25 protein-coding genes are annotated in these 24925 nt (G+C 43.5%); 7 read left to right on the top strand and 18 right to left on the bottom strand.

Annotated features, from left to right (window positions below):
- Positions 1-137 precede the first annotated feature (137 nt).
- Complete coding sequence (locus M3636_RS13740; protein WP_251382897.1) at positions 138-1091, bottom strand: Gfo/Idh/MocA family protein; 954 nt, start codon at positions 1089-1091, stop codon at positions 138-140.
- Between the two features lie 411 nt (positions 1092-1502).
- On the opposite strand from M3636_RS13740, the gene M3636_RS13735 reads away from it, so the two are divergent.
- The 4 genes from M3636_RS13735 to M3636_RS13720 all read left to right on the top strand — a co-directional run bounded on the left by M3636_RS13735 (position 1503) and on the right by M3636_RS13720 (position 5330).
- Complete coding sequence (locus M3636_RS13735; RefSeq protein WP_251382896.1) at positions 1503-3146, top strand: thiamine pyrophosphate-binding protein; 1644 nt, start codon at positions 1503-1505, stop codon at positions 3144-3146.
- An 11-nt stretch (positions 3147-3157) separates the two neighbouring features.
- Positions 3158-3526 carry a carboxymuconolactone decarboxylase family protein gene (locus M3636_RS13730; protein ID WP_251382895.1) on the top strand — a complete coding sequence of 123 codons (369 nt, stop codon included), beginning with the start codon at positions 3158-3160 and terminating at the stop codon, positions 3524-3526.
- Positions 3527-3711: 185 nt separating this feature from the next.
- Entirely contained in the window at positions 3712-4062 is a 351-nt protein-coding gene (locus M3636_RS13725) for a hypothetical protein (RefSeq protein ID WP_251382894.1), read from the top strand.
- Positions 4063-4337: 275 nt separating this feature from the next.
- On the top strand, positions 4338-5330 hold the full coding sequence (locus M3636_RS13720) for a 3-oxoacyl-[acyl-carrier-protein] synthase III C-terminal domain-containing protein (protein ID WP_251382893.1): 993 nt from the start codon (positions 4338-4340) through the stop codon (positions 5328-5330).
- Positions 5331-5461: 131 nt separating this feature from the next.
- On the opposite strand, the gene M3636_RS13715 is transcribed toward M3636_RS13720, so the two are convergent.
- The 3 genes from M3636_RS13715 to M3636_RS13705 all read right to left on the bottom strand — a co-directional run bounded on the left by M3636_RS13715 (position 5462) and on the right by M3636_RS13705 (position 7716).
- Positions 5462-5701, bottom strand: coding sequence for a hypothetical protein (locus M3636_RS13715; protein WP_186323539.1), 240 nt, complete (start codon positions 5699-5701; stop codon positions 5462-5464).
- A 321-nt stretch (positions 5702-6022) separates the two neighbouring features.
- Positions 6023-6388, bottom strand: coding sequence for a YybH family protein (locus M3636_RS13710; protein WP_251382892.1), 366 nt, complete (start codon positions 6386-6388; stop codon positions 6023-6025).
- 287 nt (positions 6389-6675) lie between these two features.
- The gene (locus tag M3636_RS13705) at positions 6676-7716 is read right to left on the bottom strand and encodes a fibronectin type III domain-containing protein (protein ID WP_251382891.1); all 1041 of its coding nucleotides are present in this window, start codon (positions 7714-7716) and stop codon (positions 6676-6678) included.
- Between the two features lie 210 nt (positions 7717-7926).
- Between M3636_RS13705 and M3636_RS13700 the strand changes: the two genes are divergently transcribed.
- Positions 7927-8595, top strand: a complete 669-nt coding sequence (locus M3636_RS13700) for an SOS response-associated peptidase (RefSeq protein ID WP_251382890.1) — start codon at positions 7927-7929, stop codon at positions 8593-8595.
- A 302-nt stretch (positions 8596-8897) separates the two neighbouring features.
- Here M3636_RS13700 and M3636_RS13695 read toward each other — a convergent pair whose 3' ends face one another.
- The 7 genes from M3636_RS13695 to M3636_RS13665 all read right to left on the bottom strand — a co-directional run bounded on the left by M3636_RS13695 (position 8898) and on the right by M3636_RS13665 (position 16018).
- Complete coding sequence (locus tag M3636_RS13695; RefSeq protein ID WP_128101153.1) at positions 8898-9467, bottom strand: manganese catalase family protein; 570 nt, start codon at positions 9465-9467, stop codon at positions 8898-8900.
- Positions 9468-9629: 162 nt separating this feature from the next.
- Entirely contained in the window at positions 9630-9908 is a 279-nt protein-coding gene (locus M3636_RS13690; RefSeq protein ID WP_128101152.1) for a spore coat protein CotJB, read from the bottom strand.
- A 3-nt stretch (positions 9909-9911) separates the two neighbouring features.
- Positions 9912-10136 (bottom strand): spore coat associated protein CotJA, encoded by a 225-nt coding sequence (locus M3636_RS13685; RefSeq protein WP_128101151.1) that lies wholly within the window; start codon positions 10134-10136, stop codon positions 9912-9914.
- A gap of 193 nt (positions 10137-10329) precedes the next feature.
- Positions 10330-11682 carry a hemolysin family protein gene (locus tag M3636_RS13680; protein WP_128101150.1) on the bottom strand — a complete coding sequence of 451 codons (1353 nt, stop codon included), beginning with the start codon at positions 11680-11682 and terminating at the stop codon, positions 10330-10332.
- A 45-nt stretch (positions 11683-11727) separates the two neighbouring features.
- A complete protein-coding gene (gene yfkAB, locus M3636_RS13675; protein WP_251382889.1) occupies positions 11728-12864 on the bottom strand; it encodes a radical SAM/CxCxxxxC motif protein YfkAB in 1137 nt (378 codons plus the stop codon).
- Positions 12865-13396: 532 nt separating this feature from the next.
- Positions 13397-14518, bottom strand: coding sequence for an HD-GYP domain-containing protein (locus tag M3636_RS13670; protein ID WP_251382888.1), 1122 nt, complete (start codon positions 14516-14518; stop codon positions 13397-13399).
- A gap of 69 nt (positions 14519-14587) precedes the next feature.
- Positions 14588-16018 (bottom strand): bifunctional metallophosphatase/5'-nucleotidase, encoded by a 1431-nt coding sequence (locus tag M3636_RS13665; RefSeq protein WP_251382887.1) that lies wholly within the window; start codon positions 16016-16018, stop codon positions 14588-14590.
- 123 nt (positions 16019-16141) lie between these two features.
- Here M3636_RS13665 and M3636_RS29545 point away from each other — a divergent pair, with 123 nt between their 5' ends.
- Both M3636_RS29545 and M3636_RS13650 read left to right on the top strand, forming a co-directional pair.
- Complete coding sequence (locus M3636_RS29545; RefSeq protein ID WP_145409624.1) at positions 16142-16882, top strand: molybdenum cofactor biosynthesis protein; 741 nt, start codon at positions 16142-16144, stop codon at positions 16880-16882.
- A 120-nt stretch (positions 16883-17002) separates the two neighbouring features.
- A complete protein-coding gene (locus tag M3636_RS13650) occupies positions 17003-18052 on the top strand; it encodes an HD-GYP domain-containing protein (RefSeq protein WP_128101146.1) in 1050 nt (349 codons plus the stop codon).
- A 146-nt stretch (positions 18053-18198) separates the two neighbouring features.
- On the opposite strand, the gene M3636_RS13645 is transcribed toward M3636_RS13650, so the two are convergent.
- From M3636_RS13645 to sufC, 7 genes are all read right to left on the bottom strand, one after another.
- On the bottom strand, positions 18199-18333 hold the full coding sequence (locus M3636_RS13645; RefSeq protein WP_217363773.1) for a YjcZ family sporulation protein: 135 nt from the start codon (positions 18331-18333) through the stop codon (positions 18199-18201).
- A gap of 198 nt (positions 18334-18531) precedes the next feature.
- Positions 18532-19254, bottom strand: a complete 723-nt coding sequence (locus M3636_RS13640; protein ID WP_251382886.1) for a M23 family metallopeptidase — start codon at positions 19252-19254, stop codon at positions 18532-18534.
- A gap of 250 nt (positions 19255-19504) precedes the next feature.
- Positions 19505-20902 (bottom strand): Fe-S cluster assembly protein SufB, encoded by a 1398-nt coding sequence (gene sufB / locus M3636_RS13635; protein ID WP_128101144.1) that lies wholly within the window; start codon positions 20900-20902, stop codon positions 19505-19507.
- Between the two features lie 20 nt (positions 20903-20922).
- Positions 20923-21354 (bottom strand): Fe-S cluster assembly sulfur transfer protein SufU, encoded by a 432-nt coding sequence (gene sufU / locus M3636_RS13630; RefSeq protein WP_056698341.1) that lies wholly within the window; start codon positions 21352-21354, stop codon positions 20923-20925.
- Entirely contained in the window at positions 21344-22564 is a 1221-nt protein-coding gene (locus M3636_RS13625; protein WP_251382885.1) for a cysteine desulfurase, read from the bottom strand. Before M3636_RS13625 ends, sufU begins: the two co-directional genes overlap by 11 nt.
- On the bottom strand, positions 22561-23865 hold the full coding sequence (gene sufD / locus M3636_RS13620) for a Fe-S cluster assembly protein SufD (protein ID WP_251382884.1): 1305 nt from the start codon (positions 23863-23865) through the stop codon (positions 22561-22563). Before sufD ends, M3636_RS13625 begins: the two co-directional genes overlap by 4 nt.
- Before the next feature lie 26 nt (positions 23866-23891).
- Positions 23892-24674 (bottom strand): Fe-S cluster assembly ATPase SufC, encoded by a 783-nt coding sequence (gene sufC / locus M3636_RS13615; protein ID WP_056698351.1) that lies wholly within the window; start codon positions 24672-24674, stop codon positions 23892-23894.
- Positions 24675-24925 lie beyond the last annotated feature (251 nt).

The following is a 24925-nucleotide window of genomic DNA, read 5'->3' as shown; positions in this document are numbered from 1 at the left end:
TTCGGCAACTGCTTCTTTTTTTGATTTTGGAGCACATTGAAACCCTGTGTAGAGAGGAAAAACCTTCTGTATCGTTCATTTTATGATCAAGCAGATCCAGAAGGTATCCCTTCAATTATTTCTTCATATCGCTCAAGTTACTTACTTCGAAGTGCCTCCAAAATTCGTTGTGCTTCAAGTCCAGCTCTGAAATCATATATTCTGCCTGGTCTGTCTTGAATGCGTGCAATTACATGTTTCAGCACAGGTAATTCACTTAACGATTCGTCGACAGTAACAGGTGTTAGTGACGCTCCAATTCGTCCACTCATCAGTTGATCCCAGTTTTCGAGTGCGATTGTACCTTCCGTTCCATACACCACCATAGATACGCGTTCCTCACCCGCAAAGTGTGAGATTCCGTTCATCTCTACCCGAGTACCGTCTCCAAGCTGCATTTCAGCATGTATCTCTGTCTCGCAACCGTTCGAATCATCGGGATATTGTACCTGACTGCTAACCACATTCAGTCCTCCGAACACCGTCTGGATTACATGAATCCAGTGAATACCCACTTCTAAAATAAATCCACCCTGATCTCGGGTCGTAATCCATGGATTCTGTTGCCAAGCTCGCGGCCATTGCGGGAACTGGAGAATCAGTTCGATTTTACGAATGTTACCAAGCGTCGTGCCTTCCTGTACTAGCTTCTGCAAATGAAGAACCGCAGGTTCATGAGGCATGGAGAAATGGATGACATGAACCACACCTGACTGCTCCGCTGCAGCAAGCATAGCCTCGGCTTCCTCCACACTGTTAGCCAGAGGTTTCTCACAGAAGATATGGATTTTACGCTGAAGCACCTCCATCACGACTGCATAATGATACTTGGGTGGCACCGCAACGTACACCAGATCAATCTCGTGTTCATCTAACAAACGGCGATAATCCGTATATGTACTTGTCTCAGGGTTTGAGGCTGCATAATCAGCAAGAGCCTGCTCATTGCTATCACACACGGCAACGATGTCTACGTGCTCGTTCTTGGCTTGATGAATTATATGTAAGCCCATTTTACCTAGTCCAATTACAGCCATTTTTATCGTTTTCATTGATATCACTCCAATCGAATTCTAGTATACCAGAAAGTGATAAAGCGCCACTCCTTTTTGCATAGATACGAAAAGCGATACCTTGCTCTTGTTTTTATGTTTAATTCAGTTAAAAACCATCATTTTCAGTCATTATTTTACATTAAATGTAATTATAAAATAATAGGTATTTTGTTCCAGATTTTTTTTACTATATTTTTTTCTCATATCTGATAAGACTTTAAGCGCAACCATCCTAAGAATCAAAAATTAATAATCTTAAAAATCTATTGACAAAAAACCACAAAAAAAGATACTCTTCCTAGTATCAAGCATTTATTTCCTATTACAACCCAATACCGTGATTTCCCCTCAATAAAAGGAATCAGGCCTTTAGGTCTACAAACCTATTTCATGAAGCGAGGTGCCGAAATGAGAACCGTTGCAGATTATTTAGCGGAAGCTTTGCGTAATCTAGGCGTCACCCATGTCTTTGGCATTATCGGAAAATCCATTTGCCCTGCTGCGTTGAAGATGGTCGATTATGGTTTGGAATTCATCCCCGGACGCCATGAATCCAGTTCTGGATTTGCCGCATCAGGTTATGCACTTCAGACTGGGAAGTTGGGTGTAGCATTTGCAACCTCAGGTCCAGGCGGAACCAATCTACTAACCGCTGCTGCCCATGCGAAGGCGAACAACCTGCCTGTATTATTCATTACCGGACATCAGTCCATACAGGAATTAGGGCTTCCTCAGTGCCAGGATTCCTCCTCTTATTTAGCTGATCTAGCTGAGATGTTCAGACCTGCCACATTGTTTAGTAAGTTAGTCGAGCGTGGAGACCATTTCGCCACACTTTTCAATCACGCAATCTCCATTGCGCTGGGTCCGAACAAAGGACCCGTTCATCTCTGTCTTCCGTTTGATGTACAGACTGAGCTTTTGGAGCAATGCCGAATCATTCTTCCCGAACCTGAACCTATGATTAGCATCACCAATCTAAACCGAGTCCTCCCCTTAATTCAACAATCTACACACCCATTAATTATTGCTGGTAAAGGCGTTAGCCGCGCACATGCTCATGATGAACTATTACATCTGGCAGAACTACTTCATATTCCCGTCATCACTTCACCTGGTGGCAAAGGCGCCATTGCCTGGAATCATCCGTTATATCACGGCCCTTGCGGAGTCGGAGGTTTCCCCCATGCAGATGATCTAATGAATCAGAGTGATCTATTTATTGTACTTGGCTCACGTTTAAGTGATATGACGATATGTAATCTTAAGCCTGAGAATCACCCGGCACACCTCATTCAGTTTGATAGTGATCCTACCTTCGTTGGTAAAATTCTAAACTCAAAAACCTTACATATCACCGGCGATCTTAAAGATAATATGAACTACCTTCTTGGGCACCTCACAGAACATACAGAACAACTTCAAGCACTGAACAGGGAGACACCACCTGCGGAGTATTCCCTTCCGCTCCCTGAATTATCTCAGTTATCGTTGGCATCTGTGCTAGAGGACATGAGCGATATCCTTCCATATGACCACACCTTGTTCGTGGATGATGGCAGCCACGGATTCCATGCAGTTCAGCGGTACAAAGTCAAGAAACCTGGAAGTTTCGTATTCGATGCCTACTTCGCTTGCATGGGTAATGCCATCGGTATGGCGATCGGAGCCAAAGCCGCTTCACCTGAAGAAACGATCGTATGTATTACAGGTGATGGCTGCTTCATGATGTTAGGCACTGAAATTAATACCGCCGTCTGCAACCAGCTTCCGGTGATTTTCATCGTGGTGAACAACAAGCAATTGGATATGGCACTCAAAGGTATGCAAAAAACAACCGGACGGATTGATGGCACGTTATTCGAGGTTCCAATGGACGCATCGAAGTTTGCAGAATCTCTTGGCGCTGTGGCCTTCCGAGCAGAGACACAGGCCGAATTCACCGTCGCGCTTAAGGAAGCCCAACAACTAAATCAAGTTACGGTCATTGAACTGCTTACAGATCGTGATGAGATTCCACCAACAGCGCATCGTACACTTAATTTGAACTAGGAGGAACAGCGATGAGTGAACAAGTAACTCAGGGTCTAGAACGTTTTACCAAGTTATCCGGAGAATATGGTGCGCGTGCGCTGAATCCGATCAAGGAACAGTTTCCTGAATTGGCTGAGTTCATTATGGGGACAGCCTACGGGGATATTTTTCAACGAACAACGATAACAGATCAGTGGAAAGAAGTCGCCATCATCTCTTCATTAATTACACAGGGACAATACGAGCAGTTAGGTGTGCATTATGCAATGGCTCTAAGTGTTGGAATAACCGTGGATCAACTCAAAGGAACTTTGCTACATTTAGCCCCATGTGTCGGTGCTCCGCGCATCATTAGCGCGTTTAATATATTGCTCGCAACACTCGAAGAAATCCAGTAATTCACTTTTCTACATTTTTATACATGATTCGACTTTTTTTATTGATCTTCTTACATCAATCCCTTTATAATATGGTTAAATTATCCTTCGTTATAGCCCACAGGTCATATGTCGTCTACAAGAACTGAAAGTCTGTGAATTTGCTATCGGGATAGCCTTAACTCATTTAAAGGGAGAGAACAATCATGGGAAGTTTTATTCTTAAAACGGATGCAGCAAACAAGGTATTAAACATTGAGCTAGAAGGTTCATTTTCACAGGAAGACGGATTGCGTTCAATCTCTGCGTATCAAGATACCATTGCTAAGATTAACACCCAAGAGTACAACTTGAATATTGATTGCAAAAAACTGAACGTTACTGCTCCAGAAATTGTGCCATTGCTCGAAGGCTGCCTCGCGATGTTCAAAAAAGACGGATACAAAAAAATCGTTCTGACCCTTGAGAATAATTCTATTCTTAAAATGCAGTTATCCCGACTCGGCCGCTCGGTTGGTCTGGACAACCTCGAAATCATATCTACTGTGACAACTTAAAATGCAAGTTCAAAAAGGACGGTTTTCAGTACCGAGAAGATGGGGTGAAGATAGAAATGGAGTAGCGGAGCGTAGGCAAAACTACGTGAGCAACTACATTGTTTCCGAAGGAAACAAGCTTCGTAAGCCTCCACTTATTTGGGCTGAATCCCATATTCGACGCTGAGATGCAGTCAGGCATCCTTCGTAATCAAAAGCGGACTTTTTGAACAACTACTTAAAATACCAGGCGGACAAGCTCTGGATACACCGTCCCGCACAGGAGGAGAACGAAGATGGCAGGAATTCGTATTGTAGACATCGATATCTATCATCCATCAACCAAGGTGGGCAATGACTTCTATATTGAACATTTTGATGCGAGAGGTGTAGATATTCGCGGGTTGTTAAAAGCACTTGGGCGCGATCAGCGTTATAAGATTGACAATGAAGATGAAAACTCACTCAGTATGGCGTTCGAAGCTGCTAGCAATGTTCTAGAGAAGACTGGACTCACGGGTGCAGATATTGACCTCATTGCTTATGCAAGCCAGACACCAGAGTATATCTTCCCTACGAATTCCTTAATGATTCATCGTCTGATTAACGGAGCTTCTCATACCATCTGTATCGATAGCAATGCGAACTGTGCTGGAATGACCGCTGCCTTCGAACAGGTTAGCCGCCAGATGTTAGGCAATCCACGAATTCGTCGCGCGCTCATTATCGGTTCGGATTATGTAGCTCCTCATGCAAACCCAGATGATCCGGTATACTTCGCTAACTTCGGGGATGCTGCGGCAGCCGTAATCGTGGAGCGCGAAGAACAAAGTGTCGGTTTCATTGACTCCATCTATCAGACAGATACTTGTGTGTATGGTAACTCTCTCTTTCCTGCTGAAGGCTTAGCGAAACTGGGTAAAACCGGAGTAGATGCGGGTGCTTTTCACGTAAAATTCACCCCCTTCGATGATTCCATCTGTGTAGATGCCGCTTCCGAATCCATTCGAACGTTGCTCGCGCGTAATGAAATTGCACCGAGTGAGATCAAAGCCGCTTGCTTCTCTCAACTGTCCATCGCCAATATCCGTGCTGTATCGGAGAACATTGGCATAACAGATGACATTGCGGTATACATCGGAGATGAGTTCGGTTATACATCCACGAGCAGTCCATTCATTGCATTACACCGAGCCATTGCCTCAGGACAGATTGAGCGTGGTGACAAAGTGTTATTCTGGACTGTCGGTGCTGGGTGGCAAAATGTTGCCATGGTCGTTGAATATTAAATAGTTGACTATTAAATAAAATGAAGGCAACCGTTCATTGGTTAACTACAATGGCGGTTGTTTTTTTATTATGCGTAAAAAAAGACCGTCCAAAGTGGACGACCAATTTTTTTGTAGTGCTCATTGAGAGTTCAATTCAATAAGTACTTGATGAGATACAGCCCACAAGCAATACCCACTATTAACAATACGATGGCCATACTCCGTTCAGCTTTCCACAATCGAATGGCGTTGGCAACATTCAAGATTGTTAATGCAATCATGTTAACCGCAGTATTCAAGTAAAAGAAATTGACTGAAAGGAGAACAAACACTGCAATTGCTACGAGTATAAACCACATCGGCATGCTCTTAAATATGCTTCTTGTCATCCGCTCACTCCTAAAGTATGCATTGTGTCTAGCGTTAGCGATACAAGTATCCTGTGAAGTTTGAGGGAAATTCTTGATTTAACACAATAAGTATTATTATAGCAATTATATGTATAAAATGTAAGACAGAATCACATGGTATCCACCCTGTTTAAAGGTAGCCAGTTCGTTTCTATTTGATCATGTTCTCTGTTCTCGTAAATAGCTTCCTTTCTGTTTGTCATAAGTTGCTTCATATTTCTGATCTAAGTGGTCATCTAGATAAATTAATCCATTTTTTTATAGTTGGATATTGCTACGACTATGTGTTAGGAATATACACTAAAGACCACTGAGGTGTTCGTGGATGATTTTCCACTCTTCCTCATTTATTTTGACAAAAACATTTGTCGCTCTACCACTGCCAGCTACAAACTTTCCGTTAAGCAATCCCTCATAATGATATGTATAAATGCTTGTTGCCGTATTCTCTTCAGTAACTAGCCAATGTACATCCGAAATGGAGTAAACTTCATCCTTAATCATTTCCCACGAGTTCTCAAAATAACTTTGAATTTCATTCATCGTCTTGCACGTTCGATCTGAAAACCAATAAACCGCATTCGGGTGTAGTAACTGTTTAACATTCTCAAACTGATGTGTGTTGGTCGCATGAATATAACGTTGAAGTGCATTCTCATAGCTCATTGATCGGCTCTCTCCTCTGCTCATTTGTTGATGTTTCTATTTAACTATCATTATATAAATTTCGTGTCAAGATTCTATAAAGTGATTCTGCTTGGTTAGATCAAACGATGTGATGTATAGATGTATAGATGTATAGATGTATAGATGTATAGATGTATAGATGTTTAGTCGTAAGTTCTATATATGTATTTGTCTTGAGTTAACGTCTGCAATTGGATCTCCTTTAGCTTGAATGTTCTCAAATTAAAAAGCCCCATCAGTATATAACTGATGAAGCCTTATCACTTTTAGTATTCACTTACCTCAAATGTCAGTACCCGGTCAAACAGGATATAATCCTTCCGGCTCTTGAACGGACCTTTGTTATTGTCATGCTTGTCAATTGCATATGACGCCCTTCCACTTCCCGCTTGTTTCGCTTCATACCAGTCGATAAAGCTGTTAACTTCTTGCATGCTCAAATCGAATTCCTTCTCAAGACCGGTAGTCATAGTCACGACAAGAATCGCTCGGTTACCTGATGGCTCTTCTGGTTCAACGACCGGCCCTTGAGGAGCTGCAGATGCCTCATTGGAGTGTTCTGATTCAACACCATCAATAACGGCACTCACAACAAAGTAGTACGTAGTCCCATTCGTCAGTCCGGGAATAACGAAATTTCCATATTCATCTTTTGTTGCTGTTACTGTTTCTGTATACTTCCCTGACTCAGTGCCGTATCTTATTGTATAACTTTCAGCAGAAGCAAATTCGTCCCACTTCAAACCTACCTGAGTATTGCCTCCAGTAGCTTGAAGATTAAACTGAATAGGATTGGTAGATTCAATTATGCCTAAGGTAAGTTCGTTAACATGAGCCCATGAAGCTGCACCATCTACTTCTACTTTAATACCATCATATTCACCTGGTTTAATTTCAATCGGGTCTGTTACTGTAACTGATGCATTTACATACCTACTTACCTTAGAACTAACCGCTGTCCATTTTCCATCTTTCAGACCATAAATCGTGTAATAATTATTTGATTTAGGATTAGAATATGCGGCTATCTGAATAAAGCTTAAATTAATTGGCTCAGGAAAAACATATTGAATATTCCCCTTATAAGCCCCTGCATTCCAGAGAGTATTTAATTTACCATCAATAGAATTCTTTCCATAGTTCGAACTATATGTACCACTTACAGTTATCACTGTATCCTTGTGCGGGGATACTCCCTGCATTCCCTCTACAGTTAAGTATTCTCCTTCATCTGCGAATGCTACATTTAAGCTCAATAAAAACAAAATAAATCCCAACAAACATGTTTGCAATATTTTTCTGCTCATAAAATAATTCCTTTCATTAAAGTTTTAATCCACATATCATAAAGTTAATTATTTTCGCTGTCTAAACATAAAATTGCTGATCTATAAAAATCATCTAATTTCTTGAATTTTTATTTTATATTGGATATTCAACTCCACATATTACCCGTTTCTAATCTCAATATTTTGAGTAAAATTACATAGTATATCGTCTCAAAGGAGGCAGTAAGTATGTGCGGAAGATTTACTATAATAGATCCCCTAGAGGACATCATGGAACGTTATATGGCATCAATTGCAGAAGGATTTGAATATAAGCCAAACTATAACGCTGCACCAATGCAGTATATTCCGACAATCATTGGGAGTAGTAAAGGGAATCGATTGGGCTCACTACGTTGGGGTCTTGTACCTTCTTGGGCAAAGGATGACAAAATCGGGAGTAAGATGATCAACGCTCGAGCTGATACACTAGCAGAAAAACCAGCTTATAAGCGACTGATTAGTTCTAAGAGATGTATTGTGCCTTGTAATGGATTCTACGAGTGGAAGAAAGAAGGCTCGAGTAAGCAGCCAATGCGGATTCTGATGAAGGACAATTCAATATTCTCTCTTGCCGGCCTATATGATACATGGATCGATCAGGACGGAAATAAGCTGTCAACTTGCACAATTATCACTACAGAACCTAATAACCTTATGGCAGACATTCACGATCGGATGCCAGTCATTCTTCGGTCACAGGATGAAGCGGAATGGTTAAATAAGGATTCGAATAAGGATAGCATTCTGGGACTACTCAGACCATATGACGCTGCTGAAATGAGTGCCTATAAGGTGGATTCTGCAGTAGGGAATGTGCGGAATAATAACGAGGGATTAATCAAAGAGGTTAGTTAATCAGGAATGAAGAGAGAGGTATCCCTATTGCTCTTTTTCAATTCAAATAAAAATACGATATCCTTGTGATTCCAAAAGCAAGACGATTTAATTTCAATTTTTCATAGATAAATTTTATTTATAAAATCTAACACTTAATTGAATATATAAACATATTTATTTATAAATGGAATGACAAAAAAACATCATCATCGATTTAGAAATTATCTATGTACTTAAAAACTATTTCTACCCCAAGAGCCACTCCTCAAAATAAAGGAGTGGCTCTTTATTCAAATCTACTGATAACCGGTACCTAACCCCTAAAATATCTTCTTCGTCTCCCGATCATCCTTCAGAATCTCCACGGCTTCGCGGAATCGCAGAGAATGCACAATCTCCCGTTCACGTAGAAACTTCAGACTATCTTGCAGGTCGACATCATCGGTCATATCAATTAACCATTGATAAGTAGCCCGTGCCTTCTCCTCGGCTGCAATATCCTCATAGAGATCGGCAATCGGATCGCCTTTAGCTTGAATGTATGTGGCTGTGAAAGGCACGCCTGCAGCATTATTATAAAACAACGCTCGATCATGGCTTACGTAATGAGCATCTAACCCCGCCTGATCCAACTGTTCAATGGTGGCGTCTTTGGTTAGCTTGTAGATCATGGTTGCGATCATTTCCAGGTGAGCAAACTCTTCCGTAGCGATGTCATTCAACAAACCAATGATCTTATCAGGAATCGTATAACGTTGGTTCAGATATCGTAGAGCCGCAGCCAATTCTCCATCGGCACCGCCGTACTGCTCCATAAGTAGTTTAGCCATATGAGGGTCACATTTACTTACCCGAACGGGATACTGCAATTTTTTCTCATACACCCACACACAGGGCTCCCCCTTTATCATCCATTTGGTTCAGTTTCAAATCTAACTCTCATTCCAGCTCATAGGCTCCCAAAACGCCTCGATCTTCGTATCCCCAAAATCAATCAAAACAAAAATTTCAATTGCTCATTATGCACATGATCTAATTTCTGCCCACTACTTCTACACTTGCCAAGGCCAAGGCGTCTGAGACCATTCCCACGGATATTTGGAAAAGGCATGGCCAAAGTTCATTAATGGACCGTATAATTGCTGAAATTCCTGTGCCACTCGCATTCGCTCTTGAGAAAACTTATTGTATTGCTCAATACTCTGATAATCTCCAGGATGTGTATCCAAATATAGATTAAGCTCCACCAATACAAAATCTAACGCTTGTAATTCTTCAAGCAACTCATAATATTTAGCATCACAAACCTTCGCTACCTCTTCAGATTCCATCAATTACACCCCCTTTTCCTTAGCTCTCGCCGATGTGTATGGACTGTACAATGCAGGCCATAACGTTCCTACTCTCAGCGCTTCTGCCGGACTGTACTGAGGCCAACCCATGGGCTGAAAAGGAATAAACAATTGGGGAGGAACCAGATACGTCCGAATCTCCTTAGGCTCGCATGGATCAAATGGCCCAATAAATGGCCTGTAAGCACGAATCTGCGGATCTTTCATACCATAAACCTCCTTTCAACATTTCTTCATATCCCTACGCTTCCCGTCTCTATAACCATATGTCTCAATCATGTGGGTTAATCCGTATTTTTCCGTAAAAGCTAAAAAAAGACCTTCGCTCCACTCCCCCAACAGGGCAGCTTCACAAAGGTCAACATTATTGATGATTAATCATCTCACGGATTCACTTTAATTATTTATCTTGATTGTCTGGTTTGTCTTCGTCCTGCGTTATTGCACGCTTGTATACCTTCACCCGGGTAATTCGCAATCGACTGGCTTCCTCCACTTCGAATACGTATCCGTTTCGTTCGCGTGTTTTGCCTTTAACAGGACTACCTTCAAGCTCCTTGAACAGCCAACCACCAATGGTATCTACTTCATCATCCTCGATAACGGCTCCAGTCCATTCATGAACCTCTTCAATAAGAGATCGACCATCGATTGAAAAAGAATCACCGTTACGCTCCATATGTGGACGCTCGTCCTCAAATTCATCATATAGATCTCCGACAATCTCTTCCAGAATCTCTTCGGCTGTTAACAAGCCGGCTGTACCGCCATATTCGTCAACCACCAACGTCATCTGGGAATGTTTCTTCTGCATCAACCGTAACACATGACTTATTTCCATGGATTCCGGAACGTTGAGAATCGGACGAACGAGCGCAGCCAGATCACGCTGTTGTTCTGGTTCAGCCAATAACAAGTCCGTAATGTGGATAAATCCAATGATCTCATCCTTGTCCTCCACCGCTACCGGATAACGAGAGTGCTTCGTCGCATTGATGATCTTCAGATTCTCTTCCAAAGGCAGATTCGTGTAAAGACAATCCATATCTGTTCGCGGTAACATGATCTCACGGGCGAGCATATCAGAGAAGTCAAAGATGTTATCCATCAGCTTGATCTCATCTTTATCAATAACACCACTCTTCGCACTTTGCTTCATCAATATGCGTAGCTCGTCCTCCGAATGTGCTTCTCCTTCGCTTGCAGGTTCAATTCCAGCAAGACGGAGCAACGCATTCGCTGACGCATTCAACACCCAGATGAATGGGAAGAAGATTTTATAGAAAAGGAGCAACGGTGCTGACAACAGAAGAGCAACACCGTCCGTCTTTTGAATTGCCAGTGATTTAGGTGCAAGCTCACCAAGCACGATATGCAGGAACGTAATAATACTAAAACCTACGATAACCGAAACCGTCGATATCAGCGCTGTATCCGCCACACCAAGCTTGGTCATCAGGGGCTGAACAAGCAATTCAGATATTGCTGGTTCACCGAGCCATCCAAGTCCAAGGGACGTCAATGTGATACCGAACTGGGTTGCCGATAGATAGGCATCCAGTTTGCCGTTCACTTTTAACGCATAACCCGCCAGACGATTACCCTCACTCTGTAATTGTGTCAGCCGGGTCTGTCTCACTTTAACGAGAGAAAATTCCGCTGCGACAAATACACCATTCAAGAAGACGAGCAGAAACACACACACCAAGTTAAACAGTAACTGCCCAAGATGAAATTCGGTATGAATATCCAAGTCGAAACTCCCCTTTTCTATCTATTCAGGAATGCACCTGGAAGATCAGCGTGTAATTGCCTTTCTTGATTTGAAATCTACACCCTTATAATACATATCTGCCACCAGCAGATTAGGACCGCAACAGGATGCGATATCACAGTGACAATTCACTGTCTGGTTCAGCGGATGCTCTGCAGACCATTCATGGAAGACATCATCCAGCTTACGATCTCGAATGTTGCCAAAGGCAGGGATGTCCGCGAAGTCAGTCACATACACATTACCTGTAAACATATTTACGTTAACACGGTTACGACCATCCGGGTCATTACGCACTGTTACGTTAGGTTCACTGTGCAGACGATTAATCAACTCACGATCCTGTTCTGCAGCACTACATGCGAAGAATGGAAGTGTACCGAACAGCATCCACATCTCCTTATCACGCACGTCCAACAGTCGATGAATCGCCGCACGCATATGATCAAGAGACAGGACAGGCAGGCTGGAGGCAAAGTTCGAATTGTACATCGGATGCACTTCATGTCGTACACAGCCCATCTCACGAATCAACTGGTGGATACCCTCTAGCTTGTCATGCGTACGATAATTAATCATGGACTCGGCCGAGATAAACATGCCCGCTTCACTCAATTCACGTGAGTTTTCAATCATTTTCTCGTACATCTTCACCGCTACTTCACGTTTAACCGGTCTGCCACTGTTCGCAAATCCAACCTGATGGAAATCATCTGCATTCAGATAATTGAAGGAAATGTGCATGACATCCAAATAAGGAAGCAGCTTCTCATATCGATTCAGATCTAGCGTAAGATTGGAATTGATCTGCGATCTTATGCCACGCTCCTTCGCATATTTGAGCAGTGGAATAATCATCTCATCCACCGTTTTCTGACTGAAACTTGGTTCCCCACCTGTCAAACTAATCGTTTGCAGATGTTCGACCTCATCTAAACGTTTCAACATCAAAGGCAATGGAAGTGCCGGAGCCTCACGCATCGTGAGCATGTCACCCACCGCACAATGCTCACAGCGCATATTGCATAGATGAGTCACGGTCATTTCTACACTGGTCAGTACATGGCGTCCATATGTACGCAAAGAACCGATTGGATCCCATGGATCATTCGTCGGCGATAAAGGCATCGGTTGAACCGATCCTGAATTTAGCATGGTCATTGTTTTTCACCTTATTCCTTTTATTAACCTAAAAATTTTTATTTACATCATACTCCGACTTCATCTTTTTGGAGCTATCTTTTATCATAGCACAATTTTGAACCCCTCGGAGGAACGGGTCTGTCTATTTCGTGTAAGTGCGTGTTCAAAAAGGTCGGTTTTCAGTACCGAGAAGATGGGATGAAGATAGAAATGGAGTAGCGGAGCGTAGATTAAGCTACGTGAGCAACGGACATTTCGGCTGAAGCCCATATTCGAAGCTAAGATGCCTTCAGGCATCCTTCGTAATCAAAAGCGGACTTTTTGAACAACCTCTATAAGGAAACCGCTCTACGCAGACTACATTTTCTTCTGTAAGTTCCATTTCGATGTGGATCACCCAACCAGACTTGTTTTCATCATTAAAAAGCAAGCTTTTGCACAACCTCTATATGGAAAGGGTACAATTAAAAGACAAAAAACGCTCCTGTATATTGAGTCTATTCAACCCAGATATCACGATAGAAGCGCCTGGTACTTATTAAGTTGGATGTCAACTATCCAAATACTGTCCACTAACTGGCATCGAAGGCATCTCATCCGCGCCCTCCACACCTGTAATCATGACTGACAATGCAGTAGAAAGATCAATCTCATATGGTGCATGCAAAACCTGACCCTCCGTATCTTTCAGCACTCGAATAACTGGGCGCTGCGGGAAACGTGGATGGATTGAGGACACCACTCCGACCTCACCTGTACTTAACGTAACCGTCATTCCGATGGGATAGATTGCAACACAATCTCGAAATTTCTCAAGCATCCGTTGTTCATAAAGCGTACAAGAACCGGTATAGAGTACTTCCACAGCTTGATGTGGTAATAAGGCTTGCTGATACACTCGATTCGTTGTCATCGCATCATATGAATCCGCAAGTGCAATCCATTTGGCATATTCATGAATTCCATTACCTTTTAAGCCGAAAGGATAACCGCTACCGTCAATTCGTTCATGATGCTGGAGAGCGCAGTGTGCAGCAAGAAGTGGTATGCCCGGTTCGTCTTTGAGGATACGATGTCCATATGTAGTATGTTGCTGAATAAGTTTGAATTCCTCATCAGTTAATTTGGAAGGCTTGTACAGTACTTCTGAAGGTATCTGTGTTTTTCCGATATCGTGTAACAATGCACCCAGGCCAATCTCCATTAATTGTTGTCTGTTGTAACCCGATGCTACCCCGAGAACCAATGTATATACGCAAACATTCAATGAATGATTATATAGGTCAAAATCAGAATTCATGTCCATCAGCATAATCATTGCTTCCTTCTGACTACCGATGTCCTCCAGAATCGTATTCATTAATCCAGTCAGCGTTTTGCCAAAATGCGGAATCCGGCTTTTCGTTCGAAAGCCAGACATGTTCTGGAACTGCTGTTTAATCTCAACCAGTGCTCTACGTTTAGTCTCCTCCTGCAACATTTCCGGTACAACGATATCCTCTGTTGCTGCATCTTTAACATAGACATATCCAATCCCCAGATCTTTCATTCGAGAAATTAATCGCTGAGTTAATTCAACATCCTCACTGAGCAGTACCAAGCCCTCTTCACTATATATTCGTTTCCCCAGCTTCATGCCAGGCTGCAAAAAGTTTATATGTACTAAACGCACAGCCTATCCTCTCCCGCTCCGTAGATGTAATTGCAACTAGCCGCCGCTATAGCAGAAGGCAAGTACTTGTTATATTTCTCGCCAGCGAGGTCGCAGACAATCGTCCAGCGCTCCTGGTCGTTTTAATTCTATTTCCACTAGATCCCGCAAGAATTCTGGAAGATAATAATTCGTCTCTGTACCCAGAGCGAGTGAAGGATATCCCACATTGAAAGTAAACATCCCTAGCGTACCTACCACATATTGTTGCTCCTCCTGGATAGGGCTACCTGCAATACGTATGGAACGAATTTTCTCATATGCCGGTCTCTGGGGATCAAATTCAATGTCCATTCCATCCACGGATAACGTTCCTAGAACCTTCCCACGAAATCCAAAACCAATGATTGGTTTATCCGTAAACTCTGGCAGCAATGATTGCTCAAGTGCTTCACGGATGTGGCTTCCTTTTAAGCATATTGTACAAGCATTGATCGGAGAAGGACATAGGGAATGTAACATTCCTTTGGTAATCACTCCCTGTGGAAGATCTCCAAGTAACTGTCCTGCATTAACCAGAGACACTTGGGTACCTGTAGCCTGTCTAACCGCTTGTGCAAGCAAGCTGGCAAAAGGGGATTCACGCTCATAATGAACGTAAAGTGACTTGTCCACCATTACAGCTGTCTGCTCTAATGATTTCTCTGCCTCGGCACGATTCGTAGCGATCGCCAGGGTAACCTGCTCTTCCAAAAGTGTTGTTGTCACTGGAACGCATCCACTGCTTACTAGTACAGGCTTGCTTGCAGAGTTCTGACGCTCTAAGACCACTTTACCAAGCCACTCCCCAAACTTGCCGCTTGCTGCTATGGTGGTATTGCCAATCATCAGGGGCTCCTCAAGTACATGATGTGTATGCCCACCCAAAATCACGTCAATGCCTTCAACCTGCTCTGCCAATCTCCGATCTGTCGAAAGACCCAAATGGGATAAAACGATGATGACATCCACCTTAGGAGATAATTCAGCGACTTGCTGACTTAACGTCTCTATCGGATCAAGCAGATCCCATCCTAACAAATCATAAAACGTAGTGAATGGTGCCGTCGCCCCTAACAAACCGATACGAAATTCACCCTTAGTCACGATGAGCGACGTTTGCATCCATGACGGTACAAGCCCAGTGTCATGTTCGACAACATTCCCGCAAACTACGGGACATTGAAGCCCTGAATAGGTTATTGCCAGCTGTTCAGGTGTTATAGTTAGTCCTTCGTTATTCCCGATTGTAATCGCATCATACCCAGTAAGATTGATCACGTCGACGTTGGCTGCTCCAAGTGTACCTTCCGTTTCCACAGCCTTACGATCCATATGATCTCCTATATCAAGAACCAAAACGTTCTCAGCTTGTTCTCTCTCTTTTTCAATCATGGCGGCGATCGAACTCATGGCACCAAAATGACTATGAATGTCATTCGTATGCAGTATTGTTAACACTTGTGTATTCGTGGTGCTCATCCCACCGCCTCCTTCTAATTCCGTTTAAAACGTTCATTCCTCTAATAGATAAGCATAACATTTTCCGTCTCGTTATGATATATTGAAAGGGTTTAGATTCTGAAAAAAAGGTGGAACATTCTCATGAAATTGAACATTCAACTATTTGCAGGTATTGCTGAACGTCTCGGCACTTCTTTGATTGAATATGAATACGATGGAGCCGAACCAACGGCTGCTCATTTGAAGGAACAATTAGCTGAAACATACCCAGAGCTCGCTTCTCAGATTCGTACTTCCTTTCTTGCTGTAAACCAACAGTACGCTCCTGCCGATACTATTATATCGGCTCAAGATGAGATTGCTTTGATACCTCCTGTATCTGGAGGTGACGGTACGGAGGATCGGAATTCCGAGCACGGGGTTTCCTCTACTACTCCAGATGGGCGATATCACATCACCACATCCCCTCTCTCTGTGGAAGCAACGACCAATCTCGTCATCACCGCTAATCACGGTGCTGCTCTTACTTTTGTCGGAACTACGCGTGAAATGACGGGCGAACAACGGACAGTGCACTTGGAATACGAAGCTTATGTCCCCATGGCTCTAGCACAGATGGCAGCGATCGGCGATGAAATTTCTGAGCGCTGGCCTGGAGTCTTATGCGCAATAAGCCACCGAATTGGACAAGTAGATGTCGCTGAGATTAGTGTGGTCATTGCGGTCTCTTCTCCGCATCGCAGCGATTGTTATGACGCAAGTCGTTATGCTATCGAGAGATTAAAGCAAACTGTGCCGATTTGGAAAAAAGAAATATGGGAAGATGGTTCCGAGTGGAAGGGTCATCAATTGGGTCCTTGGAACCCTCTACAACAACAATAATTAGTTATTCTACCTCTTGAATTACTAATTAAATTAGTAAATAAGTCGTTGTCAACCCATTTTTTTCTTGTTATTATAATCATATGTGTCGATATTAGTCGAGGAAAAGGTGGTTTATACGTGAGAGTGCATGTTACTGATCTTAAACCTGGCGACCTGTTAATAAATGACGTATACAACAGTTCAGGTCTCCACATGCTGGTGAAAGGTTCCACGCTTAGCGAAGATGATATTGCCAAATTGCTTCAACACGGAATCGATTACGCAGATGTAGAGCATACACCATCCGATTCACACTCTAATGAACAAACCTTACGTTCCGATCAAACCCGTCTTTTAACTAACCTGTTTGAAGATACGATCAAAGGTACTGAAACGTTGTTCAAGCAAGCCTTGGAGAAGGGATTTATTGATGAGACTCAGGTCGATCATATTTTAATTAACTTAACATCTCAGCTTGAAAAACAAAAAGATGTCGTTTCCCTTCTTCTCATGATGGATGGTGATAACGAATATACGTACACCCACTCGTTACAAGTTGGCATGCTTGCCTTCTATATCGCGGGTTGGATGGGGTATAATCCAGAAGAGTGTTTGACTGTGGCCAAAGCTGGTTATTTGCACGACATCGGCAAATCGAAGATTCCTCCTGAAATGTTACATAAGCCGGGGAAATTAACTCCGGAAGAATTCGAAGAAATGAAAAAGCATACTTTATATGGATATGAGATTATTATGGAGTCCACTCAAGATGAACTTCTTGCAACCGTAGCATTACAGCATCATGAACGTGAGGATGGAAGCGGTTATCCTTACGGACTAAAACGAGATGAGATTCATCCTTACTCCCGTATTACGGCTGTAGCTGACGTGTACAGCGCCATGACAACCAATCGGGTATATCAGACCAAACAAGAGCTGATCTCTGTCTTATGCGAGCTATACAGCCTTAGCTTTGGTCAATTAAACGGAGAAGTAACTCAGGAACTCATTAAACATATGCTTCCTAATTTTATTGGTAAACGAGTTCTTCTCACTACGGGTCAGACCGGCTTAATTGTCATGAATAATCCAGCGGATTACTTCCGTCCACTCGTACAGACATCCTCTGCCTTTATCGATTTAGCGAAGGAAAGAGATGTTGCGATTGTTGAGATTTATGTTCAGTAGCATGTATTAGGCACCAAAACAGACACATCGAGATTTTTTGAAGACATTTCAGGGTCTCAGTATGTAATCATAATTCGTCTTTATAACATATGAAAGGGAAGCCGTTAAACCGGCCTCCCTTTTGTATTTTGAAGAACAGTTAGTTATTATACACAGAATGCTTTAGTGATGATAACCAACAGAATGAACAATACTAAGATTGCGCCTGTCGATGTGAATGGGTTGTAACCACCCACGCCACCTACATTGTTGCCACCACAACCATATCCTACTTCGCTCATGTGATTGCCTCCTCTTCATCAGGTATACCCTAACATATGACAACCGCGTTTTTTTGAACCGGGCGAATTGGCAATATTCCATAAATAGTTATCCGCCTAAATTCAGTTACGTGATGAGTTGCTTGGAGACTATGTTCTAAATTATCACATGGGTATATCATAGTTGGAGTGATCGCTCGCAAGGTCGTTCCTTAGTTCTTAAGTGGTTGCATTCGGGTTTACGTTAATATTTTTCTCCTTACGGTACATGATGACAAGCAGCCTCCAAAAATCATAACTCCCTGTATCCGTCATGATGAATGAACGGTAATAATTGTATGCATCTACTGCCCAGGGGGGACAAGGCATGTTGGCACGATTTTGCTGCTGCTTGATCCAGGACGCCTGAGCTTCCAATGTTCTCTGCATAGAGTCAAACCTCTGTTTCTCCTCACTTGTCATTGGCTGTGCCTCCTCTTCCTCCACCATAGAGCGATATTCGGACTTCAGATATGTTTCTGGCTCGACAACACCATTCTCACTCGCTGTGAATCCATATGAAGGGCTGCTTACTTTACGTATTTCATAATGCACATGTGGTCCTGTGCTCTGACCCGTACTGCCCTGATTGCCGATGAGTTGCTTTTGCTGAACATGTTGCCCAACCTTCACCGCAATTCTAGACAGATGAGCATAACAATGCAAGTAACCTCGATGATCCTCAATCGCTACTGTAAGCCCGTAGCCCCCGAATCCTGAGCCTGTAACCCCTTCACCAGCAAATCGTACGACTCCCTCCAAAAAAGCATAGACAGGGCCATTCCAGGGCTCTGTGACCAGATCAATACCCCGATGAAATGTCTGCCCGCCATGGATGGGATGAATACGATAACCAAATGAGCTGGTAATACGATATCCCTCAAATGGATTTAAGCTCATCATGTCACATCCTTTTCTATCAATAGATGCTTGAATCTATGAGATGGCTTGTGCGAATGATCCTATTTTATACCAAAAAATCAACATTTAGCATGCATCTACGACCGTTTCACACAAAATAAAACACACTTTTAGACAACAAAAAAAGACCGAGGAGAATCCTCGATCTTAATCTGCATTACATCAAATTTATTCAGGACGGATGTAGGACGCAAGCGTCCCATCTTACCCATTAACCCTTGTCAGACAAAGATTAACCGATACTGCCTTCCATTTCGAATTTGATCAATCTGTTCATTTCTACCGCGTATTCCATTGGCAATTCCTTCGTGAACGGCTCGATGAAGCCCATGATGATCATCTGTGTTGCTTCTGCTTCGGTCAGACCACGACTCATCAGGTAGAAGAGTTGGTCCTCGGATACTTTGGATACCGTCGCTTCATGCTCCAGCATGATGTTGTCATTCATGATTTCATTGTAAGGAATTGTATCGGATGTGGACTCATTATCGAGAATGAGCGTATCACACTTGATATTGGATTTCGCGCCTTCAGCTTGGCGACCAAAGGAAGCCAGACCACGATACGTTACTTTACCACCATGTTTACTGATGGACTTAGAAACGATCGTTGATGTTGTATCTGGAGCCAAGTGGATCATCTTTGCACCTGCATCCTGATGCTGATTTTTACCAGCTACAGCGATGGACAGAACGGAACCTTTCGCTCCACGGCCTTTCAGAACAACAGCAGGATATTTCATTGTCAGTTTGGAACCGATGTTACCATCGACCCATTCCATCGTTGCATTCTCTTCTGCAACCGCACGTTTGGTAACGAGGTTGTAGATGTTTGGTGCCCAGTTTTGAATCGTTGTGTAACGAACACGGGCATTTTTCTTACAGATGATCTCAACAACCGCACTATGAAGTGAGTTTGTGCTGTAGATCGGAGCTGTACAACCTTCAACATAGTGAACGAAGCTGTCTTCGTCCGCAATGATCAATGTACGCTCGAATTGTCCCATATTTTCGGAGTTAATCCGGAAATAGGCTTGCAGAGGCACTTCACATTTCACGCCTTTTGGCACGTAGATGAAGCTTCCTCCGGACCATACGGCACTGTTCAACGCAGCAAACTTGTTGTCTGCTGGTGGAATAACGGTAGCGAAATATTCGCGCAGGATTTCCGGGTGCTCTCTCAGAGCTGTATCGGTATCCATGAAGATAACACCTTGATCTTCCAATTCCTTTTGCATGTTGTGGTATACCACCTCGGACTCATACTGAGCCGATACACCTGCAAGGAACTTCTGCTCTGCTTCAGGGATACCCAATTTATCAAAGGTTTCTTTGATCTCAGAAGGAACCTCTTCCCATGTTTTCCCTTGCTTATCAGAAGGACGAACATAGTATTGAATATCGTTGAAGTCCAATCCGTCGAGGTCTCCACCCCATTTAGGCATAGCCATTTTCTCGAATTGTTTCAAGGATTTCAAACGGAATTCCAACATCCATTCTGGTTCATTCTTAATCCGAGAAATTTCAGTAACGATCTCTGCAGTCAGACCTTTACCGGTTTTGAAGATGGATTCGTGCTCATCGCGAAAACCATATTTATACTCTTCCATTTCTGGTGCTTTTTTAGCCATCTTACTCTACCTCCCTATCGTTATTGTACATTGTCCTCTTCGTCGATTCCTTTGCGTAATGCATTCCAGGCCAGAGTGGCACATTTGATGCGTGCAGGGAACTTGTTCACACCGGATAGGGCTTCGAGATCTTCATAATCGTCGAAATCGACTTCTTCCCCTTTCATCAGTGAGGAAAAACGGTTAGCCATATCGAGTGCCTGCTCCATCGTTTTACCTTTAACTGCCTCAGACATCATCGATGCCGAAGACATGCTGATGGAACAGCCTTCGCCCGTATACTTGGCTTCCTGAACGATTCCGTCTTTCAGCATAAGTTGCAGTGAAATCCGGTCGCCACACGTTGGATTATTCAAATTCACCGTGACAGCGTCATTATCAAACGTTCCGCGGTTACGCGGGTTTTTGTAGTGGTCCATTATGACACGCCGGTACAGATCATCAAGTTGCATCGCCAAAATACTCCTTTGTCTGGATTAAGGCGCTGACAAGCCGATCCACATCTTGTTCGTTATTGTATAGATAAAAACTGGCACGAGCTGTTGAGCTCACTTCAAGCCAGCGCATTAGCGGTTGACAGCAATGGTGTCCAGCACGAATAGCTACGCCACTCGCATCTAACACCGTTGCCACATCATGGGGGTGAACATCTCCCAAGTTAAAGGTTACGACACCGACATGCCGTTTAGCTGGTCCATAGATCGTAAGTCCATCAATTTCGGACAAACGTTCCGTAGCATAAGCTGCCAGCACGCCTTCATGATGCGCAATCTCATCCATGCCAATCTCTTCTAGGAAATCGATAGCAGCGCCCAAGCCTACCGCACCAGCGATAATTGGCGTTCCACCTTCGAATTTCCAAGGTAGCTCTTTCCAGTTTGATTCATACAAACCTACATCATCAATCATTTCACCGCCGAACTCAACCGGTTCCATGGACTCCAGCAGCGCCTTTTTGCCGTAAAGTGCACCGATTCCGGTTGGACCGCACATTTTATGGCCGGATAACGCATAGAAATCACAATCTAGATCCTGCACGTCCACCTTCATGTGCGGTGTGCTCTGTGCGCCATCAACCACGATGACCGCACCATTGCGGTGTGCAATTTCAGCAATTTGTTTCACGGGATGGACTAACCCCATCACATTGGATACGTACGCGATTGCTACAATTTTGGTATTGTTCGTAATCGTCTTCTCCACATCAGCCAATTCAATATGACCATCAGGCTGAAGTGGAATGTATTTCAATGTTGCACCTGTCTCCTTAGCCACTTGCTGCCAAGGAATCAGGTTGCTATGGTGCTCCATCTGCGTAATAACAATTTCGTCGCCTTCTTTGCAATTCGCGCGGGCATACGATGAAGCCACTAGGTTCAGGGCTGTCGTAGTCCCACGTGTGAATATGATCTCTTGCGTGCGACGTGCATTGATAAACTTAGCAACCTTTTCACGCGCGCCTTCATAAGCGTCTGTGGCACGGCTACCAAGGGTATGAACACCGCGGTGCACATTCGAGTTCTCATATTCATAATAATGCTTAACTGCTTCAATCACAGCACGAGGCTTCTGTGAAGTTGCAGCACTATCTAGATAAACGAGCGGATGTCCGTTAATTTCCTGGTGGAGGATCGGGAACTGCTCGCGAATGGATGGGTTCATTGTCCCAGCTTCTTCTCAATCAGGGACTGCAATTGGGTACGCAGTGCTTCCAAAGGAATATCCGCCACCACCGGTGCAAGGAAGCCATAAATGATCAGGCGTTCCGCATCCGTACGGTTAATCCCGCGCGACATCAAGTAATGGATCTGCTCCGCGTTCACTTGACCTACGGAAGCTGCGTGACCTGCTGTTACATCATCTTCATCGATCAGAAGGATCGGGTTGGCATCTCCACGTGCTTTAGGGCTCAGCATCAGTACTTTCTCTGTTTGCTGTCCATCCGCTCTTGTAGCACCTTTCTCGATCTTCGTAATGCCGTTGATAATCGCAGAAGCTTCTTCACGCATAACTGCACGCGTAATCATTTGGCTTGGCGTGTTTTTACCAAAGTGGCGAGCTTCTGTCGTGTAGTTGATCTTCTGTGAACCTGAACCGACAGCAATTACTTTGGAATCGGAGCTGGATCCATTCCCTTTGAGCACAGTCATCGTGTTGCTTGCTGTGTCACCATTGTTCATTTCACCAACGATCCATTCGATCGAGCCGTCGTTCTCTACCACTGCACGGCGGAAGGAAACGTCCGTTACGTTCACATTCAACTGATGTACTGTTGCGAAGCGTACTTTTGCACCGGATTTAACGAATACTTCCACAACTCCATTATGGAAAACAGGTGCGGACAGTTCACCGGATACATAGTTGTCTACATAAGTAACAGAGCTGTTTGCTTCAGCAACAACGAGCACGTGAGGTGCAAATGTTGCAGATGCATCATCTGTAAGCAATACGGCTTGCAATGGGATTTCAATCTCAACATTTTTTGGAACATAGAGGAAAACTCCACCATTCCAAAGTGCTGCATGTAGTGCCGCAATAGAATGCTCATCCGCTTTTACTGCTGTGCCCAGATACTGTTTTACCAGATCTCCATGTTCACGAACAGCTGATGCCAGATCTGTGAAGATTACGCCTTTTGCTGCCAAATCAGCAGACAGGTTGGAGTAGATTGTAGCAGAGTTACGTTGGATCACCAGACTACCTTCAGCTTGGTCTTGAACCAACTCTTTAATTGAAGCAGGTACTTCTTCCAAAGAAGTAATTGCTCCGTTCGTTTTATATGTGCCGTACTCGCTGATATTCCAGCGTTCGATTTTTTGCTTTTCCAGTTTAGGAAGCGCAAGCTCACCTGCAAGCTTCAAAGCCTCAAGCCGTTGCTCAGTCAACCAGCCGGGTTCATTGTTGCTCTCCGACAGGGTACGAAGCGCTTCAGACTCAACCGGAAGAATTGTTTGTGTTGTCATGAAATGATCCTCCTCCGTTTTGTCTATTACGCTTCTTGACCTACAGTTTCATCTGTAATTCCCAGTTCTGCTTTTACCCAGTCATAACCTTCAGCTTCCAGACGTTGAGCCAGCTCAGGTCCGCCGGATTTAACGATGCGACCTTGCATCATAACGTGAACGTAGTCAGGTGTGATGTAGTTCAAGAGACGTTGATAGTGAGTGATGATCAAGAATCCACGATCTTCGCTCTTCATTGCATTTACACCGTCTGCAACAATTTTCAGAGCGTCGATGTCCAGACCGGAGTCGATTTCATCAAGTACTACGATTTTTGGATCAAGCAGCATCATTTGCAGAATTTCGTTACGTTTTTTCTCACCACCGGAGAAACCTTCATTCAGATAACGATGAGCGAACTCAGGATTCATATCGAGCTCTTTCATTTTACCTTCCATTTGACGAATGAACTTAATCAAGGAGATTTCGTTTCCTTCGCCACGACGTGCGTTGATTGCACTACGCAAGAAGTCGGAGTTCGTAACACCAGCAATTTCACTTGGGTATTGCATTGCCAAGAACAAGCCAGCACGTGCGCGCTCATCTACAGCCATATCCAGTACGTCTTCACCGTCAAGTGTTACTACACCGTCAGTTACCTCATATTTAGGATGTCCCATCAACGCGGAAGCCAGTGTAGATTTACCTGTTCCGTTTGGACCCATGATTGCGTGGATTTCTCCACCTTTCATTTCCAAGTTGATTCCTTTCAGGATTTCCTTACCTTCGATCGTCGCTTTCAGACCTTCAATGACGAAATTCGTAGCCATGTGTATTGTTTCCCTCCATTGATTAAATTGATGTTTGCTGTCGAAAACGAAAAAGCGCCTATTAATATCTGAACAGAGCTTCCTCTGAATTTCTTAGGGTACTGTAATCTGTAAAGCCAAGAACACTTTAGAATAATTCTAAACTGATTCTCATTGATTATCAAGTCATTTCCGAGAACTCTTGTCCTCTGGAGAAAACATTATTCTACCTGATTCTATAATAAAAGTAGGTTTGAATCAAATGAGAATAC

The sequence above is a fragment of the Paenibacillus sp. MER 99-2 genome, assembly GCF_023714095.1.
GTDB lineage: Bacteria > Bacillota > Bacilli > Paenibacillales > Paenibacillaceae > Paenibacillus.
The sequence above is the reverse complement of the archived record's forward strand: the minus strand, read 5'-3'. Positions and strand labels throughout refer to the sequence as shown.

Excerpts from the sequence above, each read along its gene's own strand:
- M3636_RS13740 (WP_251382897.1), bottom strand. The coding sequence starts at position 1,091 with ATGAAAACGATAAAAATGGCTGTAATTGGACTAGGTAAAATGGGCTTA.
- M3636_RS13735 (WP_251382896.1), top strand. The coding sequence starts at position 1,503 with ATGAGAACCGTTGCAGATTATTTAGCGGAAGCTTTGCGTAATCTAGGC.
- M3636_RS13730 (WP_251382895.1), top strand. The coding sequence starts at position 3,158 with ATGAGTGAACAAGTAACTCAGGGTCTAGAACGTTTTACCAAGTTATCC.
- M3636_RS13725 (WP_251382894.1), top strand. The coding sequence starts at position 3,712 with ATGGGAAGTTTTATTCTTAAAACGGATGCAGCAAACAAGGTATTAAAC.
- M3636_RS13720 (WP_251382893.1), top strand. The coding sequence starts at position 4,338 with ATGGCAGGAATTCGTATTGTAGACATCGATATCTATCATCCATCAACC.
- M3636_RS13715 (WP_186323539.1), bottom strand. The coding sequence starts at position 5,701 with ATGACAAGAAGCATATTTAAGAGCATGCCGATGTGGTTTATACTCGTA.
- M3636_RS13710 (WP_251382892.1), bottom strand. The coding sequence starts at position 6,388 with ATGAGCTATGAGAATGCACTTCAACGTTATATTCATGCGACCAACACA.
- M3636_RS13705 (WP_251382891.1), bottom strand. The coding sequence starts at position 7,716 with ATGAGCAGAAAAATATTGCAAACATGTTTGTTGGGATTTATTTTGTTT.
- M3636_RS13700 (WP_251382890.1), top strand. The coding sequence starts at position 7,927 with ATGTGCGGAAGATTTACTATAATAGATCCCCTAGAGGACATCATGGAA.
- M3636_RS13690 (WP_128101152.1), bottom strand. The coding sequence starts at position 9,908 with ATGGAATCTGAAGAGGTAGCGAAGGTTTGTGATGCTAAATATTATGAG.
- M3636_RS13685 (WP_128101151.1), bottom strand. The coding sequence starts at position 10,136 with ATGAAAGATCCGCAGATTCGTGCTTACAGGCCATTTATTGGGCCATTT.
- yfkAB (WP_251382889.1), bottom strand. The coding sequence starts at position 12,864 with ATGACCATGCTAAATTCAGGATCGGTTCAACCGATGCCTTTATCGCCG.
- M3636_RS13665 (WP_251382887.1), bottom strand. The coding sequence starts at position 16,018 with ATGAGCACCACGAATACACAAGTGTTAACAATACTGCATACGAATGAC.
- M3636_RS29545 (WP_145409624.1), top strand. The coding sequence starts at position 16,142 with ATGAAATTGAACATTCAACTATTTGCAGGTATTGCTGAACGTCTCGGC.
- M3636_RS13645 (WP_217363773.1), bottom strand. The coding sequence starts at position 18,333 with ATGAGCGAAGTAGGATATGGTTGTGGTGGCAACAATGTAGGTGGCGTG.
- M3636_RS13640 (WP_251382886.1), bottom strand. The coding sequence starts at position 19,254 with ATGATGAGCTTAAATCCATTTGAGGGATATCGTATTACCAGCTCATTT.
- sufB (WP_128101144.1), bottom strand. The coding sequence starts at position 20,902 with ATGGCTAAAAAAGCACCAGAAATGGAAGAGTATAAATATGGTTTTCGC.
- sufU (WP_056698341.1), bottom strand. The coding sequence starts at position 21,354 with ATGCAACTTGATGATCTGTACCGGCGTGTCATAATGGACCACTACAAA.
- M3636_RS13625 (WP_251382885.1), bottom strand. The coding sequence starts at position 22,564 with ATGAACCCATCCATTCGCGAGCAGTTCCCGATCCTCCACCAGGAAATT.
- sufD (WP_251382884.1), bottom strand. The coding sequence starts at position 23,865 with ATGACAACACAAACAATTCTTCCGGTTGAGTCTGAAGCGCTTCGTACC.
- sufC (WP_056698351.1), bottom strand. The coding sequence starts at position 24,674 with ATGGCTACGAATTTCGTCATTGAAGGTCTGAAAGCGACGATCGAAGGT.